The organism is Streptomyces sp. S.PNR 29, from assembly GCF_030386795.1.
Taxonomy (GTDB): Bacteria; Actinomycetota; Actinomycetes; order Streptomycetales; family Streptomycetaceae; genus Streptomyces.
Genome location: NZ_JANUQM010000015.1, coordinates 143,802 through 158,153, shown reverse-complemented (window position 1 = coordinate 158,153; position 14,352 = coordinate 143,802). Strand labels below are relative to the sequence as shown.

The following is a 14,352-nucleotide window of genomic DNA, read 5'->3' as shown; positions in this document are numbered from 1 at the left end:
TCCGTTGCCTTGGTGATACGTCGTCGTCCACCCGCCTCGCGGCCCCGCGTGCGGGCCCTTCCGGTGGGCGAGCGCGAATCTACGGCCGGGCGCGGGGGCGCACATCGGGGCAGACCCTGAGTCAGGCGCGGAGGTAGGTGATGACGGCCTGGACCCGCCGGTGGTAGGCGAGGTCGGGTTCCAGCCCGAGCTTGGTGAAAATGCTGCGGATGTGGGTCTCCAGCGTCTTGCCGCTGATGTCCAGAATCCGGGTGATGGCGTCGTTGGAACGGCCTTCGGCCATCGCAGCGAGCACCTCGCGCTCGCGGCGGGTGAGACTGTCCAGGTGGCCGTCCGCGCGTGGGCGGCCGAGCAGCCGGGCGACCACCTGCGGGTCGATGACGGACTCGCCCGCCGCCACGCGTTTGAGCGCGTCGTGGAGTTCACCGACGTCGGCGACCCGATCCTTCAGGAGGTAGCCGAATCCGCGGGGAGAGGCCGCGAGCGCGCGGATCGCGCCGCCGGTCTCCACGTAATGCGAGAGCAGGAGCACCCCGACGGCCGGGAAGCGGGCCCGAACAGCGGTCGCCGCCGCGATGCCCTCGTCGGTGTGGGTCGGGGGCATGCGGATGTCCAGCAGGACCACGTCGGGGGCGTGGTGCGCGACCAGCCGGGGCAGGCTCTCGCAGTCGCCGGTCTGCCCGGCCACCTCGATGCCCGCATCGGTGAGCAGCCGCACCAGCCCCTCCCGGAAAAGGCCGGAGTCCTCTGCCACGATCACGCGCACGGCAGCTCCGCCCTGACCCGGGTGCCGCGGTGCGGGCCGTCGCCGATCCGCAGTACCCCGCCCGCCGCGGACAGCCGGTCGGCGAGCAGACTCAGCCCGGTGCCTCGGGCCGGGTCGGCACCGCCGGTGCCGTCGTCGGCGACCTCGACGACCAGCACGGCCCCTTCCCTGCGGACGGATACCTGCACGCGTTCGGCACGGGCGTGTTTGACCGCGTTCGACAGTGCCTCGCAGACGGTGAAGTAGGCGGCCGACTCGATGAACGGCGGATACCGGCCGGGTTCGGCGGTCACCTCGACGGGCAGCGTGGAGCGTTCCGCGAGGGCGGTGACGGCGGGGCCGATGCCCTCGCGGGTCAGTACGGCCGGGTGGATGCCCTGGGCGAGTTCCCGGAGGTCCTCCAGGGCCTGGCGCAGGGTCTCCTCGGCGTCGGCGACCGCCCGGCGCAGCGCCGCGTCCTCCTGCGGCGTCCCGGCCGTGCCGTCCCTCTCGTTCTCCCCGTCGCCCCGCAGGACGATGGAGCCCGCCCGGCGCAAAGTCATCAGGGCCAGAACGAGCCGCGTCTGCGCACCGTCGTGCAGATTCCGTTCCAGTTGCCGTCGTTGCTCGTCGGCGGCACGCAGCAGACGGGAGCGAGCCTCGGCGGCGCCCTCCTCTCGGGCCCGCATCTCCGAGCGCAGCCAGGAGGTCCGCAGGCACAGCCGTACGGCGGCGCCTGCCGCGGCCAGCAGTTCGGGCTCGTCGTCGAGGGCGGAGTCGTGCACGAGCACGGCCTCGACGACATCCTCCGCCTCCTCCCCGCCCAACGAGGTGACGCTCAGTGCGGGATCTTCGGCAGCGGGCAGGAGCAGCGGACGCCCGTACGGATCGATGTAGCCGTGCGCGACGGCCCGAGGGTCCTCGGTGTTCGCCGGGGCGCCGGAAGCAGCCGTTGCGGTGGCGACGGCTCTGCCCGTGGTCCGCAGCCCCAGGCGCACCGAGGGGTCCCCGAGTACCCGGGCCAGGACCTCCTGCAGGCGCCGCAGACCGGGATCGGCGGCGGCCTCGGTCACCAGGTCGACGACGGCGGCGCGGCGCAGCCGCATCCGCAACAGTCCGACCAGGAAGGCGAAGGGTACGGCGATCTGGCTCAGGTCGGAAGGAAAGGCCAGGACGGTGGCGGCAGGTCCGAGCGCGTCGGGCGCCATGACGTACAGCATCTCCCAGCCGATGAACGCGACCGCCACCGACAGGGCGATCCAGGCGGGCATCAATGTCCGCCTGCGGGCAGGTCCCCCGGCGCGCCAGCGGCGTACGAGGCGGGCGGTGCAGCAAAGGGTGAGCACCACGCCCAGCCACCGGTAGCCCAGATCGACCGCAGCGAAAAGGTCCGGTTCGGAGCGGAGCAGCAGGGCGTTCGGGCCGCAGGTTCGGCAGTTGAGATAACTGGCGGTGCCGGCGGCCGCCGGGTCGTACAGGAGCGTACGGAGCAGTCCGCCCACGCCGACCAGGAGGTAGCCGGCGGACACGACGCGCCGGTCGGTGGCGGTCGTCGTACGACCCTCCGGATAGGCCAGGAGGAGGTGGGCGAGGACGGCCAGGTTCAGGGCCTCCGTCCAGGCGCCGAGGGCGAAGAGGAGCGGCACGTTCGTGCCCTGGAGATTGCCGAGGAACCAGGTGAGCCCCACCGCCAGCATCAGCGGGCCGGTGCGGTTGGCCGGTCTGCGCCACCAGGCGGCGAGCCCGGCGCCCGCATAGGACCAGCCCACCGCCAGGTCCCGCAGGACATCGGTCCAGGAGGCCCCCGCTCTGCCGTAGGCCCAGGCCCCGCAGGAGCCCACCGCCAAGGCCGCCGCCGCGCTGAGGACGAGTCGGCGGCGGATCCGCTCATCATCCGGCGGCGAGGCCGCCGCTGTCACTGCCACCAAGCCGTCCCCCCGGACCACAGTCGAAGCCGCTGCCGCCCCGCCCCGCTCGATGTCAGGGCGACCCTACGAATCCGAGCGTGGACACGCCAAACAGACCGTATACATCCGGACAGCGTCGCCCTGCCGTGCGTCCGGCCAGCGGTCACTGTGTCCGTTCGCGAAACGGTTCCAGCCGACGCCTCCAAGCCCTCACCTTGCACCGCGGCGCGGCCGATGCCTGCGGGTCGAACCTGTGCCGGACGCGGTGCCGGTACACCTGAGTGAGCTAACGGAACTTGGTGAGCTCGAACCGCTGTCGATCGGCGCGTGACGGCCTGGTCCTGGTCCTGGTCCCACCCGCGGAGCGAGGCCCGCACTGCCGGCGTCTTCAGCAGCCTGAGCAGTCGTGTTCGGCCGACGGCCATCCGCGGACGCCGGCACAGCCGGGCAGCAGGACGGCCGCCGAGCTCGATCGCGATCGCGATCGACCGCAGCCATCCCGTGAGCCCGGTGCTGGAGCGGCGGTGCCGCTCGGACAGGCCCGGAACCTGGGCCTGCTTGCGGCAGTCCGGGCACCGGCCCGGACGAGTCGTGCGAACATCGATCCCGGGAGACGGCACACCCTCGCCCGTCTTGCTCGCCACGGCAGGAAACACCCTGCCGAAACGGTCCTCTAGAGCCTCAACACCACCAAGACACGTCCCGTGCTTGTCCGGGACACAGGTTGTTGTTCCTGGTGGGGAGGAGGTGGGTTGTCCCGGACAGGACGAGGGGTGCCGAAGCTCGCCTTCCGGTCATACCGTCGATGGCCATGGACACGACACGAAGGACATTACTCAGGGGCATGGCCGCGGTTCCTTTCGCGGCCGCGGCGGGCGGTCTGCTGGTTCCTGCCACCGCCGAGGCGGCACCGCTGCCGGCGTCGGGTTACCGGCTTACCGGCCGCGACCACCCGCTGTTCGCACCCCGTTACCCCTACGAGGGAGTGATGCGGCGCCTCGCGCCCGACCTCGGGCCGGCCGTCCCGCTCACGGCGGTGGCAGCGGCAGCCAACAGGACGGCGGTACGCGTCGCCCGGTGGCCCAGGCCGTCCGGCGGCTCTGGCCGGCCGTACCGCTTCGACGTGTCGCCGCAGCGACGCCTGGCAGGGCACGCGTTCCGGTGGGACCCGGACGATTTCACGGACAAACGCTGGCGTCCGCAGGGCATCACCCAGGACTACGACGGGGACGGCGCCAGTCCCGCGAAGACCCTGCTCGTGTCGTGGTACGCCCGTGGAAGCGCGCGTCACCAGGGCGCCCGGCTCACCGTCGTCAACTGGTCGCAGACGGGCGCCATCACCTACCGACACGTGCTGCTGGTCGAGCCGTTCTCGGAACGGGACGACCAGGATGAGCTGCGGGACGACATCGGCGCGACGGACATCCACGCCGGTGGTATCGCCTGGTACGGCGACCATCTGTACGTCGCCGACAGCGGCTACCTGGCGACAGGCACCATGCGGGTGGGGATCAGGGTCTTCGACCTGCGGAGGTTCTTCAAAGTCGCCCGGGGGCGCGGTATCGGGCGGCAGCCGGACGGAAGGACGTTCCACGCTCACGGCTACGAGTACGTCCTGCCGCAGATCTACGGCTACAACTGGAGCGGCAGCGCACGGGACCTCACCTTCTCCCAGGTATCCGTGGACCGGACGGCCAGCGGTCCCGGACTGCTCGTCAGCGAGTACGCCAAGGGCGGCCGCCCCCGGCTCGTCCGCTGGCCCTTCCAGACAGCGGGCGGTCTGCGGCCGCAGGCGGAGTGGGCCGCCGCAGTGCCGCAGGGCGTGCGCACACAGGGCGCGGTCAAGGTGGGCTCCACCTATTACCTGACCACCAGCAACGGCTCTCGCAGGGCCGGCGCGCTGCGCACCTGGAGGGACGCCGCAGGCGCGGCCCCCCGGCACAGGTCCCGGCTGAACATCGGCTGTGAGGACCTGAGTTACGACGGCAGCGGTTCCGGGGCGTTGTGGACACTCGGGGAGTACGCGAACGACGTGGGCGATGACGACCCCAAGGCGCCCTTCAGCCGCTACGTGTACGCCGTGCGGCCATAGGCGCGGGCGCCGGCCTGGGGTCAGGGTTTCGGGCCGCGCCGGGCTCACGTGCCTGGAACCGGGCTGATCCGGCCGGGTACGGGGGTGACTCTGCTCGCGGCCGCGAGCAGAGTCACCGAGAACGGTGCCGGGCTGCCGCCGGAGGTGACCGAGTCGGTGGTGTCGAGGCTGATGCCGGTGATCGTCACCGCCGTCCCGCCCGAGGTCGGCCCCGAGGCGGGGTTGGGGGGTCCCGCTACCCATAGCGACCCATACGGGACCACGACAGACCAAGAGAGCGTTACCCCTCGCGGCGAACTCGATGGGATCTTGTCGCCGATTCCGGTCAGCCCTTCCTTCTTTCCCTGAGTCTGGCGGGCCCCTCTGCACTGTGTGCCCCCACCGAAATGGGGTCTGTGCCCGATGGCCGTCTGGTGCCCGGGCGGTGAGGGTGGAAGGCCAAGGGGAGAGTGCCACGAACGCGGTGGTCTCCCTGCTCGGCTGATGTGGGAAGGGACTGTTTCGTGATGTCGCTGGACTCCGCTGCCCGCGCCGGTTCTGCTGTCGAACGCCTGAGTGCGTCTGAGGCACGCCAGCGTCTGGAGCACGAGCGCGGCGCCCGTTTTGCCCAGCTGCAGGCCGTCGACGAAGCCTCTGGCGGTGCTCCGCAGGCCGATGATCTGCAGGTCATGCAGAAGGGAGCGATCGAGCGGGCGCTGAAGGAGATCGACGCCGCCTTCGCCAGGTTGCGGCAGGGCACGTACGGCATCTGCCAGGGATGTGGCAGGCCGATCCCGGTGGAACGGCTGGAGATCCTGCCGTACGCGCGGTGCTGCGTGCCCTGCCAGCAGCGCACCGGCTGATCAGCGCGGCCTTCCCTGCGCCAAGGGGCACGCAGGGGCATGGGGCCGTCGTCTCCGTCCCGCTCCGGCTGCGGCTGCGGCTGCGGCCGGAGCCTTCTGGGCATCCCGCCCCCTGTTTCTTTCCTGAAGGGGTGAAGTCGTGAACCAGCAGGTCGTCGTGGCCGACACCAATGCGGGCCTGGGCGCGGCCGAACTGTCTGCGCTGCGGGAGAACCTCCATGAGCAGCGTGCCTTTCGTCTGGATCAGCTCGCCCAGCTGTGGCAGGTCGCTCCCACCCGGGCCCAGCGCGTCCGCGAACGGGCCGCGGTTGCCCAGCTGGAGGTCCACATCAAGCTGTGTGCCTCGGCCCGCATGGTCCTCGCCGACGTCGAAGCCGCTCTGGAGCGCATGGATCAGGGCACGTACGGCATCTGCCGGCAGTGCCGGCGCCCCATCGAGCCGGCGCGGCTGCGCATCGTGCCGCAGGCTCGCTACTGCGGGCGCTGCCACCAGGTCAGGGAGGCCCGCTCATGAATGCCACGATTCGTCGCCCGCCGTGGCCGGCCTGCCGACGCTGCCCCGCGATCGCCATTGATGGAGCCGCCCCCAAGCGGTCCCGGCAGCTCCGTTTCCCGACTCGTGGCTGGAGGCGATGTGCCCGACCTGATTCCGCGAGCTCAGCCGCCGCCGATCCGCACCATCCGCTGGTGGCGGTGGCGGCGCAACCAGCTGCGCCGCCCAAGCGACCTGCTCCAGGCATGGATCGGCCTCATCCTCGCCATCACGGTGGTGATCACCGCCCCGCTGGCCGCGTGGGCGGTCGGCACGGCTGTGCGCGACACGCTCACGGCCACCGCCTCCGAGCAGGCCCGCAGCGGACGTCACCACGGCTGTGCTCCTCAACGACGCGCCAGGGCATCCAGAGCCCGGCTCAGCAGAAGCCAGAGAAACCCAGTACCCGGTCAAGGTCCGCTACACCGCACCCGACGGCACCGCCCGCACCGCCACCACCGACGTCGACCCCAGCCTTCCGGCCGGGCACCGCGTACGGGTGTGGACCAACACCGAAGGCAAGCTCACCAAGCCGCCCATGCCCACGGACGAGATCCGCAACCGCGCCGTCGGCGCGAGCGCCCTCACCGCCATCACGGTGCTCGTCACCGGCACATTCGCCTACCGGCTCACCGCACGCGTCCTGGACCAGCGTCGTATGCGCGCATGGGAGGCCGAATGGCGGCGGACCGCCCGCCGGTGGACCACCTCCCCATGAGTGAGGGGCAGGGCGGAGCAGACACGGCCGAAGCGGTCGTCCTGGGCCGTCCAGGAGGCGTGGGCGGCGTCGATCTCGGCGCGGGTGCGGGCGACGAAGTGCCACGACATGAGGACCGGTTCGGGGAACGGTCCGCCGCCGAGCAGGGTCGCGCGGGCCGCTTCGCGCACCTCCAGGCGCAGTTGGTCGCGGCCTTCGCCGAGGTATCCGAGTGAAGTCGCCGACAAGGACGGTCGCCGTGCCCCCGCCGCCGTCCAGGCCGGCCCGGGGCAGCTCGGTGTGCTGCTCGAAGGCCCTGTCCGAGGCCCGACGGCTGCGCGTGCGGGAGGTCACCGTCGTCCGGATGCCGGACACCACGGGACGTCTTCATTCTGGGGCTTTGGTCGTAGGTCGTAGGTCGGTGGTCAAGTGATCGGCGGCAACAGAAGATTGGAGATGTGGAATCTCCTGGTTTCGATGTGGACGCCTTCCTGCAGCAGCCGCTCACCGCTCGCATCGCGACGAGCGGGCCAACGGTGCGTCCTGTCTGGTACCTCTGGGAAGAGGGAGCCTTCTGGACCTTGACAGGCCCGTGGGCCCGGCTGTTCAACCGCGTGAAGGATGACCCGAACGTCGCCCTCGTGGTGGACGAATGCGATCTCGCGACGGGGCGTGTCCGGCAAGTGATCGCTCGGGGCCGAGCCGAGCTTGTGCCTTTCGATGTGCCGAGGGGGCGGCGCAAGCTTGCCCGCTACTTGGGAGTGAACGAGGCTCTGTGGGACGAGCGTTTCGTGCACTACCTGCATGATGACCCGGGCGAACGAGGCACGATGTGGCTGCGTTTGAAGCCTGCCTCGCTCACCGCGGCGGACCTCAGCTACTCCGTGGCGTCGTGACGGTGCAGCGGCCGCGGCGGGCGGTCGCGGAACGACGGGCCGCGAACTGGCTCGCAGGGCCGCTGGAGCCGTGTCGCAGCCGATGCCGGTCTCAGCACACATCGGACGGTTATCGCTCCGTCTCCGCGGTCGCAGCGGACGAGGGCACTGGGGCGGTTTCGCCGGTGGGAGGCGAAGCCGTGGTGTCGGATGGGTCCGGCGCCGGATCGGTGCGCGGGGGACCACATGGGCGTGTTGCACTCGGCGCTCGGGCAGCGGCGAGTGTGCGGTCTCCAGGGCGTGGGCGAGCAGGTGGGAACGTCCGGCGACGATGGGGCTGAGGACAGCGAGAACGAGGACGTAGCTGGCGATGAGGTGAGCAGTCCCGCGGCCACGTTCATGGTGATGGTCAGTGCTGCGGCGATGGCGACTGGTCCGGCGACGGAGGTGATGTCAGCCATCGTGCGATCTCGTCCAGCCAGAGGCGGCGGTCTTCGTCATCGCGAGGGTGGCCGGCCCGCATCAAGGGGCGGCCAAGGGAGCAGAGCTGTGAGACATCCGCTCAGCTCCGTTGCGCGGTCCGATGGCACCCGCTGCCGAGCCGACCCTGGCGGCGACCCGGTCCCGCGCCCCCGCCCCGTCTGCAGCCGTCGACGCCGCCGCCTACCGCTTCCCTCGCTTCGCAGCGGTGTTCAAGGCCCGGCCCAAGAAGCTGATCAAGGATGGGCGGCCCGACCGCACAGTGATGCGCCGCGAGCTCATGACCGACCAGGAACTCCTCAGCCAGCTCCGCCTGCACGGCATCCAGGACCCTGCCCGCGTGCACCTGGCCCACCTGGAGCCCAACGGGATGATCAGCGTGCTGACCGACACGGATGAGGAGACCGAAGCCCCGCAGCACCCTCCAACCCGGTGACCGGTCCTCACCCCCGCCATCGCCGGCTGCTTCACACTCCCGTTGCGGGGTCGACGAGCACCGGGCCGCGCCTACGTGCGTTTGTGTAGTTCGACGGCGAAGGGTGTGGCGGTGAACATGGAGGAGTAGGTGCCGACGGCGAGGCCGATGAGCAGGGCGAGGCGAAGTCGGTGAGGGAGTCGCCGCCGAGGACGGCCAGGGCGCCGAGGATGAAGGCGGCGCCCAGGCCGGTGTTGACGGTGCGGGGCAGGGTCTGCAGCAGGGCGCGGTTGGCGGTGGCGGCGAAGGCTGTCTTGGGCTCGCGTCGGGTCAGGTCTCTGATGCGGTCGAAGACGACGACGGAGTCGTTGACCGAGTAGCCGATGACGGTCAGCAACGCGGCGAGGAAGACACCGTCGATGGGTTTGCCGAGCCAGGCGAAGATGCCGATGAGGATGACCACGTCATGGGCGAGGGCGGCGACCGCGGAGGTGCCGAAGAGCCAGCGGAAGCGGGCGGCGAGGTAGAGCAGCTGGGCGCCGAGGGCGCTGCCGAGAGCGATGAGGGCGCCGTGGCGTAGTTCCTTGCCGAGGCTGGGGCCGATCGCTTCGTCTCGGAGTTTATCGGCGCGGCTGGTCAGAGTGGTGATGGTGTCGGTGACGGTGGCCGCTTGCGCGTTGGTCAGCTGGTCGGTGCGGACGGTGAGCCGGCTGTCGCCGGAGGTCTGGACGACTGCGCGGGGGAATCCCGCGTCGGCGAGAGCGGCGCGGGCCCGGTCGGGGTCGACGGGGGTGGCGGTGCTGTATTCGATGAGGCGGCCCCCGGTGAACTCGACACCGAAGTCGAGGCCGCGCACGGCGATCCCGGAGGCCGACAGGGCCAGGACGGCCGCGGAGACGGCCAGCCACCGCCCAGAGCGGCGCATCAGGTGGGGATTGATGCGGGTGAGGCGGTCGCGGACGATGCCGGTGTGGGCGATGCCCGTCAGGTGTGGGCGGCGGCGAAGCCAGGGCCGGGAGACGGCCAGGTCGGCGAGGACGCGGGTGATGATCAGGGCGCTGAACATGGAGGCGAGGACGCCGATGCCCAGGGTGATGCCGAAGCCGCGCACGGGCCCGGAGGCGAGGAAGAACAGCAGGCCGGCGGCGATGAGGGTGGTGGTGTTGGAATCGGCGATCGCGCTGAAGGCGCCGCGGAATCCCGCGGTCAGCGAGGAGCGCGGGCTGGGCCGGTTACGGGAGGCGTACTCTTCACGGGCGCGTTCGAAGACGAGGACATTGGCGTCGACGGCCATGCCGATGGCCAGCACGAACCCGGCAAGGCCCGGGAGGGTGAGGGTGGCGCCGAGCGCGGCCAGGGCGGCGTAGGAGATCAGGCCGTAGCAGGCCAGCGCCACCGTGGCCAGAGTGCCCAGGAACCGGTAGACGGCGATGATGAAGAGCGCGGTCAGCGCGGTGCCCACGGCGGCGGCCCAGGCGCTGGCGGTGATGGCCTGCTTGCCCAGGGTGGGTCCGACGGTGCGCTGCTCGACGGTCTCGACGGGTGCGGGCAGGGCGCCGCCGTTGATGAGCAGGGCCAGCTCCTTGGCTTCGTCAGCGGTGAAGGATCCGGTGATCTGCGTGGAGCCGCCGCTGATGCCCGAGCCGCAGCCGACCGAGGCGTCGACCTGGGGCGAGGAGATGATCCTGTTGTCCAGGACGATGGCGACCCTTCGGGACGGGTCCCCCGCCGGGTGGCAGGCGGCCTGGCCGGTCAGGCGGGCCCAGCCGTCGCGGCCCGATCCCTTGAAGTCGACGGTGACCTGCCACCCGGCGCCGCCCTGCTGGTCGAACCGGGCGGTGGCCTCCTTGACGTCCTTGCCGGTCAGCGAGGCTGCCTCAAGACGCAGCAGCCGGCTGGACTCGTCGGCCAGAACCTGCGGGCGGGGCCGTTTCGGCAGCGATTCGGCAGTGTCGTCGGCGCGGGCGGCTGTGCCGAGCACCTGGTGGAAGGTGAGCTGGGCGGTGCGGCCGAGCACGTCCCCGGCCTTGGCCGGGTCCTGCACGCCGGGCAGTTCGACGACGATCCGGTTGCTGCCGGAGCGGGCGAGGGTGGGTTCGGCGACGCCGAGCGCGTCGATGCGCCCGCGCAGCACCTCCATGGTGCGGTCGGTGGTTTCGCTGTCGGCGTCGGAGGTGGCGGTGGGGCGGGTTTCCAGCACGATCTGCGTGCCGCCGCGCAGATCGAGTCCGAGGTGGACGGGCACAGTGAGGGCGACGTACAGCGACAGGGCGACAGCAGCGAGGGCGAGCAGCCCTCGGATGCGCAGAGCGCGGGTCAAAGTGGGCCTCCGGCAGGCACACCGCGGCCAGGACAGTGGCTGCGGCCAACGGAAAGAAAGGGGGAAGGTCAGGTGCCTGCGGGCGCGGGTGGTGCCCGTCCCTGGTGACGGTCAGCCGGGTGCGGGGAGGCGGGTGGGTTCGCCGCCGGCAGGGGCGTGCGGGTGGACGAGGGCGGGCCGTACGCCGTGCAGTACGAAGCGAAGGTGGCGCAGGTCGGCGGCGAAAAACGCTCGCCGGGGGTATCTCGAAGGCTTCGGACCAGCACATCGCAGGCGGCGCAGTGCCCGCCGTCTGCGTACGGTGCGCTGCCGGCCTGTAGATGGACGGCACCGGAAGCCGGCGACACGCCGTCGGTGGCGGAGGTGCCGCCCTGCGCTGGTGGGCCGATCAGGGCGGTGAGGACCGCAAGCAGGACAGCGAGCAGCGCTGCTGGGCCGAGGCCTCCCGCGCGGGGAACGGTGTGCAACGAGCGCGCCATACGCCGTCCCCCTTCTTGTCTCTCTTCTTGTCTCTCCCCCGGCTGGGCAGGAGCTGTTCTGCGAGGGCCTCAAGATCCCCGCTGAGGAGCGGAAACGGCCGGGCGGGTCAGGGTTCGATGAGACCGGCACGGATGGCATAGCGGGTGAGTTCCAGGCGGTCGCGCAGGCCGAGTTTCTGCAACAGGTTCGCCCGGTGCCGGTGGACGGTCTTGATGCTGATGAAGAGCATCTCGGCGATCTCCTTCGACGAGTGGCCCTCGGCGACCAGCTTGAGCACCTCCTCCTCCCGGGGCGTGAGCACCTGGTCGGGGGGTTCCTCGCCGTGGCGGACACGGTCGAGGTAGTTGCGGATGAGGGCGGTGACCGCGCCCGGGTACAGGAACGGCTCATCCCGCATCGCAGCCCGGCAGGCGGCGACCAGATCGCGATCGGCCACGGACTTCAGCACGTATCCACTGGCGCCGGCCTTCAGCGCTTGGAAGAAGTACTGCTCGTTGTCGTGCATCGTCAGCATCAGCACGCGCACATCCGGCTTCAGAGCGCTCAGCTCGCGGGCGGCCTGCAGACCCGTCATCCGGGGCATGGCGATGTCCAGCACGGCCAGATCGACCTCGTGGGTCCGGGCCAGGGCGATGGCCTCAGCGCCGTCGCCGGCCTCGGCGACGACCTGAAGGTCCGGCTCCCGGTCAAGGATGAGCCGCACGCCGCGACGCACCAGCGCGTGGTCGTCGGCGAGGAGGATGCGGATCGTGGACGTGTCGGTTGTGGTCATGGCTGCTTCCTGGGAACGGGCACGGCGAGCCGGACCTGCGTACCGGCCTGCGGCTGGGAGGCAATGTCCAGCGTGGCCCCGATCAGCAGGGCCCGCTCACGCATCCCGCGGATCCCCGAGCCTTCGCGCGCGACCCCTGTCCCTCGGCCGTCGTCCGCGACGGCCAGCACCACCGTGCCGTCGCTGTGGCGCAGGCTCACCTCCACCTGGCCGGCCTCAGCGTGGCGGGCCGCGTTGGTCAGGGCCTCCTGGGCGACGCGGTACAGCACCAGTTCGGTCTGCTGATCCAGCGCGGGCAGGCCGGCATCGAAGTGGCGCAGAACGCGCAGCCCGGTGTGGGTGGCGAACTCGGTGGTCAGCGAGGTCAGGGCGCTGACCAGGCCGAGATCCTCCAGGACGCCCGGCCGCAGCCGGCGCACCAGGCGGCGCACCTCGTCCAGGCTGTCCCGGGTGATCTCCTGAGCCTGGTGCAGCTCACCGCGCAGGGACTCGTCCGCCTCGTCCGCGGCCCGCTTCAGCACCAACAGGATCGCGGTCATGCTCTGGCCGACCTCGTCGTGGAGTTCCTGGGCGATGCGGCGTCGCTCGGCCTCCTGAGCGAGCAGGACGCGGGCGCTGCTGGCGGCCCGCTCGTGCTCCAGCCTCTCCAGCATGGCGTTGAAGGTGCGGATCAGCTCGGCGATCCCGCCACGGCCGTGTTCCGGCAGCCGCTGCCCGGGGCGCAACAGGTCGACGGTGGTCATGAGTTTCGTCAGCCGGTCCAGAGGGGCCAGCCCGATCCGCAGCAGGGCCGCGTTGGCGATCAACATGACCACCAGGCCGGCCAGGAGGATGATCGCCTCGGTCAGCAAGACCGGTACGGAAACGGTCACGGGAGCCCACAGCAGCAGCGCGGTCGCAGCCCCCAGCACCACGGCATTGAGAGCGAAGATCCGCCAGAACAGGGACACCGCGTGACGCCTTCCTCTTCATTCCTCTGTCTCTGCTGTCGGTCACCGCGTACCCCGAGCATGAGCTGCGGCCACTGCTCTCGACCGGCCTGCGGCCAGCCTGCCCGCTCCCCCGCTGATTCGTCGATGGGCTCCAATGCCCATTTCCGCATCCTGGCCTGACCACGTCACGATCGGCCCCGGACGCAGCCGCCGCGCGGTGCGAAGGCGGCGTTCTCGGACCGCGTCGGCCTCGGAATGATCATCGGGTATCCGGTCAGCGGCAGCGTCCTGGGCTGAGAGCGATGAATTTGGCCGCGGATCGCAGTCTCAGCTCCGTACCAACCGATTGGAGTGGAAATGGGCAAGCTGAAGCAGGTGGCCGACGGTGTCTGGGTCCGGCAGAGCGATTGGGTCTGGGCCAATTCCATCGCGGTGCGCGGGGAGGATGGTTTGATCCTGATCGATCCCGGCATCAATGGCTCCGAATTGAACCAACTCGCCGATGACGTGGACCAGCTCGGCATCCCGGTGGTCGCCGGGTTCTCCACCCATCCCCACTGGGACCATCTGCTCTGGCATCCCCGGTTCGGCGACGTGCCACGTCACGCCACCCCGGCCGCCGCCCACGTTGCCGGTGAAGCCCGAGAGCGGGCACAGGCGATGGCGGCGGAGAGCGCGTCCGGCATCCCTCTCGAGCCGATCGCGCTCGTCACCCCGCTGCCTGCGGACGGCGGCCCCGTGCCGGGCGAGATCATCGAGCATCAAGCGCACGCTGTCGGCCACGCCGCGATCCTCCTCGCGGACCGTGGCGTCCTGCTCGCCGGCGACATGCTCTCCGACGTCCTGATCCCGCTCTTCGACTTCCGCCAAGACGATCAGGTGGGCGCCTACGAAACGGCACTCGACCGGCTGAATGAGGCCGCCGGCCACGTCGATGTCGTGGTCCCCGGCCACGGCGCCGTTGCCAAGGGCCCCGAGGTGGCGGCCCGCCTCGCCGCCGATCGTGCCTACATCAACGCGCTGCGGCGAGGAGAGGAACCGGTCGATGCGCGTCTGGGGCCGGATACGGATTGGCTGTCCGCCATCCACCAGTCGAACCTGGAGCAGGCCCGAGGGCGGTAGGGACCTCTGATGGCCCGGGGCACCTGGCGGGTCTGCCGGATCGACACCCAGGGTGTTGTCACTGCGAGACCGTGACATGGCCGGCGAGTTCCAACTGGTCGTTGACCACACCGGTGCATGGGTCGACCGAGACCGGCACAT

Annotated in this window: 13 protein-coding genes and 2 pseudogenes; 7 read left to right on the top strand and 8 right to left on the bottom strand. The window is 70.8% G+C overall.

Translation table 11 applies throughout. The features are described 5' to 3' along the window. Positions 1-121 precede the first annotated feature (121 nt). Positions 122-760, bottom strand: a complete 639-nt coding sequence (locus NW895_RS33680; RefSeq protein WP_289940543.1) for a response regulator transcription factor — start codon at positions 758-760, stop codon at positions 122-124. Continuing rightward, positions 757-2,670 (bottom strand): ATP-binding protein, encoded by a 1,914-nt coding sequence (locus tag NW895_RS33675; protein ID WP_289940542.1) that lies wholly within the window; start codon positions 2,668-2,670, stop codon positions 757-759. The genes NW895_RS33680 and NW895_RS33675 overlap by 4 nt, the downstream gene beginning before the upstream one ends. Positions 2,671-3,496: 826 nt before the next feature. Between NW895_RS33675 and NW895_RS33670 the strand changes: the two genes are divergently transcribed. Then, positions 3,497-4,744, top strand: a complete 1,248-nt coding sequence (locus NW895_RS33670; protein ID WP_289940541.1) for a hypothetical protein — start codon at positions 3,497-3,499, stop codon at positions 4,742-4,744. Positions 4,745-4,788: 44 nt separating this feature from the next. Here the strand turns inward: NW895_RS33670 and NW895_RS33665 are convergent, their stop codons facing one another. Continuing rightward, positions 4,789-5,007: an IPT/TIG domain-containing protein gene (locus NW895_RS33665; RefSeq protein ID WP_354670137.1), complete on the bottom strand. Its 219-nt coding sequence runs from the start codon at positions 5,005-5,007 to the stop codon at positions 4,789-4,791. A gap of 243 nt (positions 5,008-5,250) precedes the next feature. On the opposite strand from NW895_RS33665, the gene NW895_RS33660 reads away from it, so the two are divergent. From NW895_RS33660 to NW895_RS33650, 3 genes are all read left to right on the top strand, one after another. Continuing rightward, positions 5,251-5,586 carry a TraR/DksA C4-type zinc finger protein gene (locus tag NW895_RS33660; protein ID WP_289940539.1) on the top strand — a complete coding sequence of 112 codons (336 nt, stop codon included), beginning with the start codon at positions 5,251-5,253 and terminating at the stop codon, positions 5,584-5,586. Between the two features lie 139 nt (positions 5,587-5,725). Beyond that, the gene (locus NW895_RS33655; protein WP_289940538.1) at positions 5,726-6,100 is read left to right on the top strand and encodes a TraR/DksA C4-type zinc finger protein; all 375 of its coding nucleotides are present in this window, start codon (positions 5,726-5,728) and stop codon (positions 6,098-6,100) included. 358 nt (positions 6,101-6,458) lie between these two features. Continuing rightward, complete coding sequence (locus NW895_RS33650) at positions 6,459-6,836, top strand: hypothetical protein (protein WP_289940537.1); 378 nt, start codon at positions 6,459-6,461, stop codon at positions 6,834-6,836. Here the strand turns inward: NW895_RS33650 and NW895_RS41315 are convergent. After that, positions 6,740-7,006: a pirin-like C-terminal cupin domain-containing protein gene (locus NW895_RS41315; protein WP_354670143.1), complete on the bottom strand. Its 267-nt coding sequence runs from the start codon at positions 7,004-7,006 to the stop codon at positions 6,740-6,742. The genes NW895_RS33650 and NW895_RS41315 overlap by 97 nt on opposite strands. Before the next feature lie 288 nt (positions 7,007-7,294). Between NW895_RS41315 and NW895_RS33640 the strand changes: the two genes are divergently transcribed. Then, positions 7,295-7,711, top strand: coding sequence for a pyridoxamine 5'-phosphate oxidase family protein (locus NW895_RS33640; RefSeq protein WP_289940534.1), 417 nt, complete (start codon positions 7,295-7,297; stop codon positions 7,709-7,711). A 273-nt stretch (positions 7,712-7,984) separates the two neighbouring features. On the opposite strand, the pseudogene NW895_RS33635 reads toward NW895_RS33640, so the two are convergent. Further along, positions 7,985-8,145, bottom strand: a pseudogene (locus NW895_RS33635) (cation/H(+) antiporter); the annotation flags it as partial. A 128-nt stretch (positions 8,146-8,273) separates the two neighbouring features. On the opposite strand from NW895_RS33635, the gene NW895_RS33630 reads away from it, so the two are divergent. After that, on the top strand, positions 8,274-8,606 hold the full coding sequence (locus NW895_RS33630; protein WP_289940533.1) for a YetF domain-containing protein: 333 nt from the start codon (positions 8,274-8,276) through the stop codon (positions 8,604-8,606). Positions 8,607-8,677: 71 nt separating this feature from the next. Here NW895_RS33630 and secD read toward each other — a convergent pair. The 3 genes and pseudogenes from secD to NW895_RS33615 all read right to left on the bottom strand — a co-directional run bounded on the left by secD (position 8,678) and on the right by NW895_RS33615 (position 13,107). Continuing rightward, a pseudogene (gene secD / locus NW895_RS33625) lies at positions 8,678-10,905 on the bottom strand (protein translocase subunit SecD). Positions 10,906-11,491: 586 nt separating this feature from the next. Next, a complete protein-coding gene (locus tag NW895_RS33620) occupies positions 11,492-12,157 on the bottom strand; it encodes a response regulator transcription factor (protein WP_289940532.1) in 666 nt (221 codons plus the stop codon). Continuing rightward, positions 12,154-13,107 carry a sensor histidine kinase gene (locus NW895_RS33615; protein WP_289940531.1) on the bottom strand — a complete coding sequence of 318 codons (954 nt, stop codon included), beginning with the start codon at positions 13,105-13,107 and terminating at the stop codon, positions 12,154-12,156. The genes NW895_RS33620 and NW895_RS33615 overlap by 4 nt, the downstream gene beginning before the upstream one ends. Before the next feature lie 339 nt (positions 13,108-13,446). Between NW895_RS33615 and NW895_RS33610 the strand changes: the two genes are divergently transcribed. Continuing rightward, entirely contained in the window at positions 13,447-14,211 is a 765-nt protein-coding gene (locus NW895_RS33610) for an MBL fold metallo-hydrolase (protein WP_289940530.1), read from the top strand. Positions 14,212-14,352: the final 141 nt, after the last annotated feature.

Excerpts from the sequence above, each read along its gene's own strand:
- NW895_RS33670 (WP_289940541.1), top strand. The coding sequence starts at position 3,497 with ATGGCCGCGGTTCCTTTCGCGGCCGCGGCGGGCGGTCTGCTGGTTCCT.
- NW895_RS33660 (WP_289940539.1), top strand. The coding sequence starts at position 5,251 with ATGTCGCTGGACTCCGCTGCCCGCGCCGGTTCTGCTGTCGAACGCCTG.
- NW895_RS33610 (WP_289940530.1), top strand. The coding sequence starts at position 13,447 with ATGGGCAAGCTGAAGCAGGTGGCCGACGGTGTCTGGGTCCGGCAGAGC.
- NW895_RS33630 (WP_289940533.1), top strand. The coding sequence starts at position 8,274 with ATGGCACCCGCTGCCGAGCCGACCCTGGCGGCGACCCGGTCCCGCGCC.
- NW895_RS33620 (WP_289940532.1), bottom strand. The coding sequence starts at position 12,157 with ATGACCACAACCGACACGTCCACGATCCGCATCCTCCTCGCCGACGAC.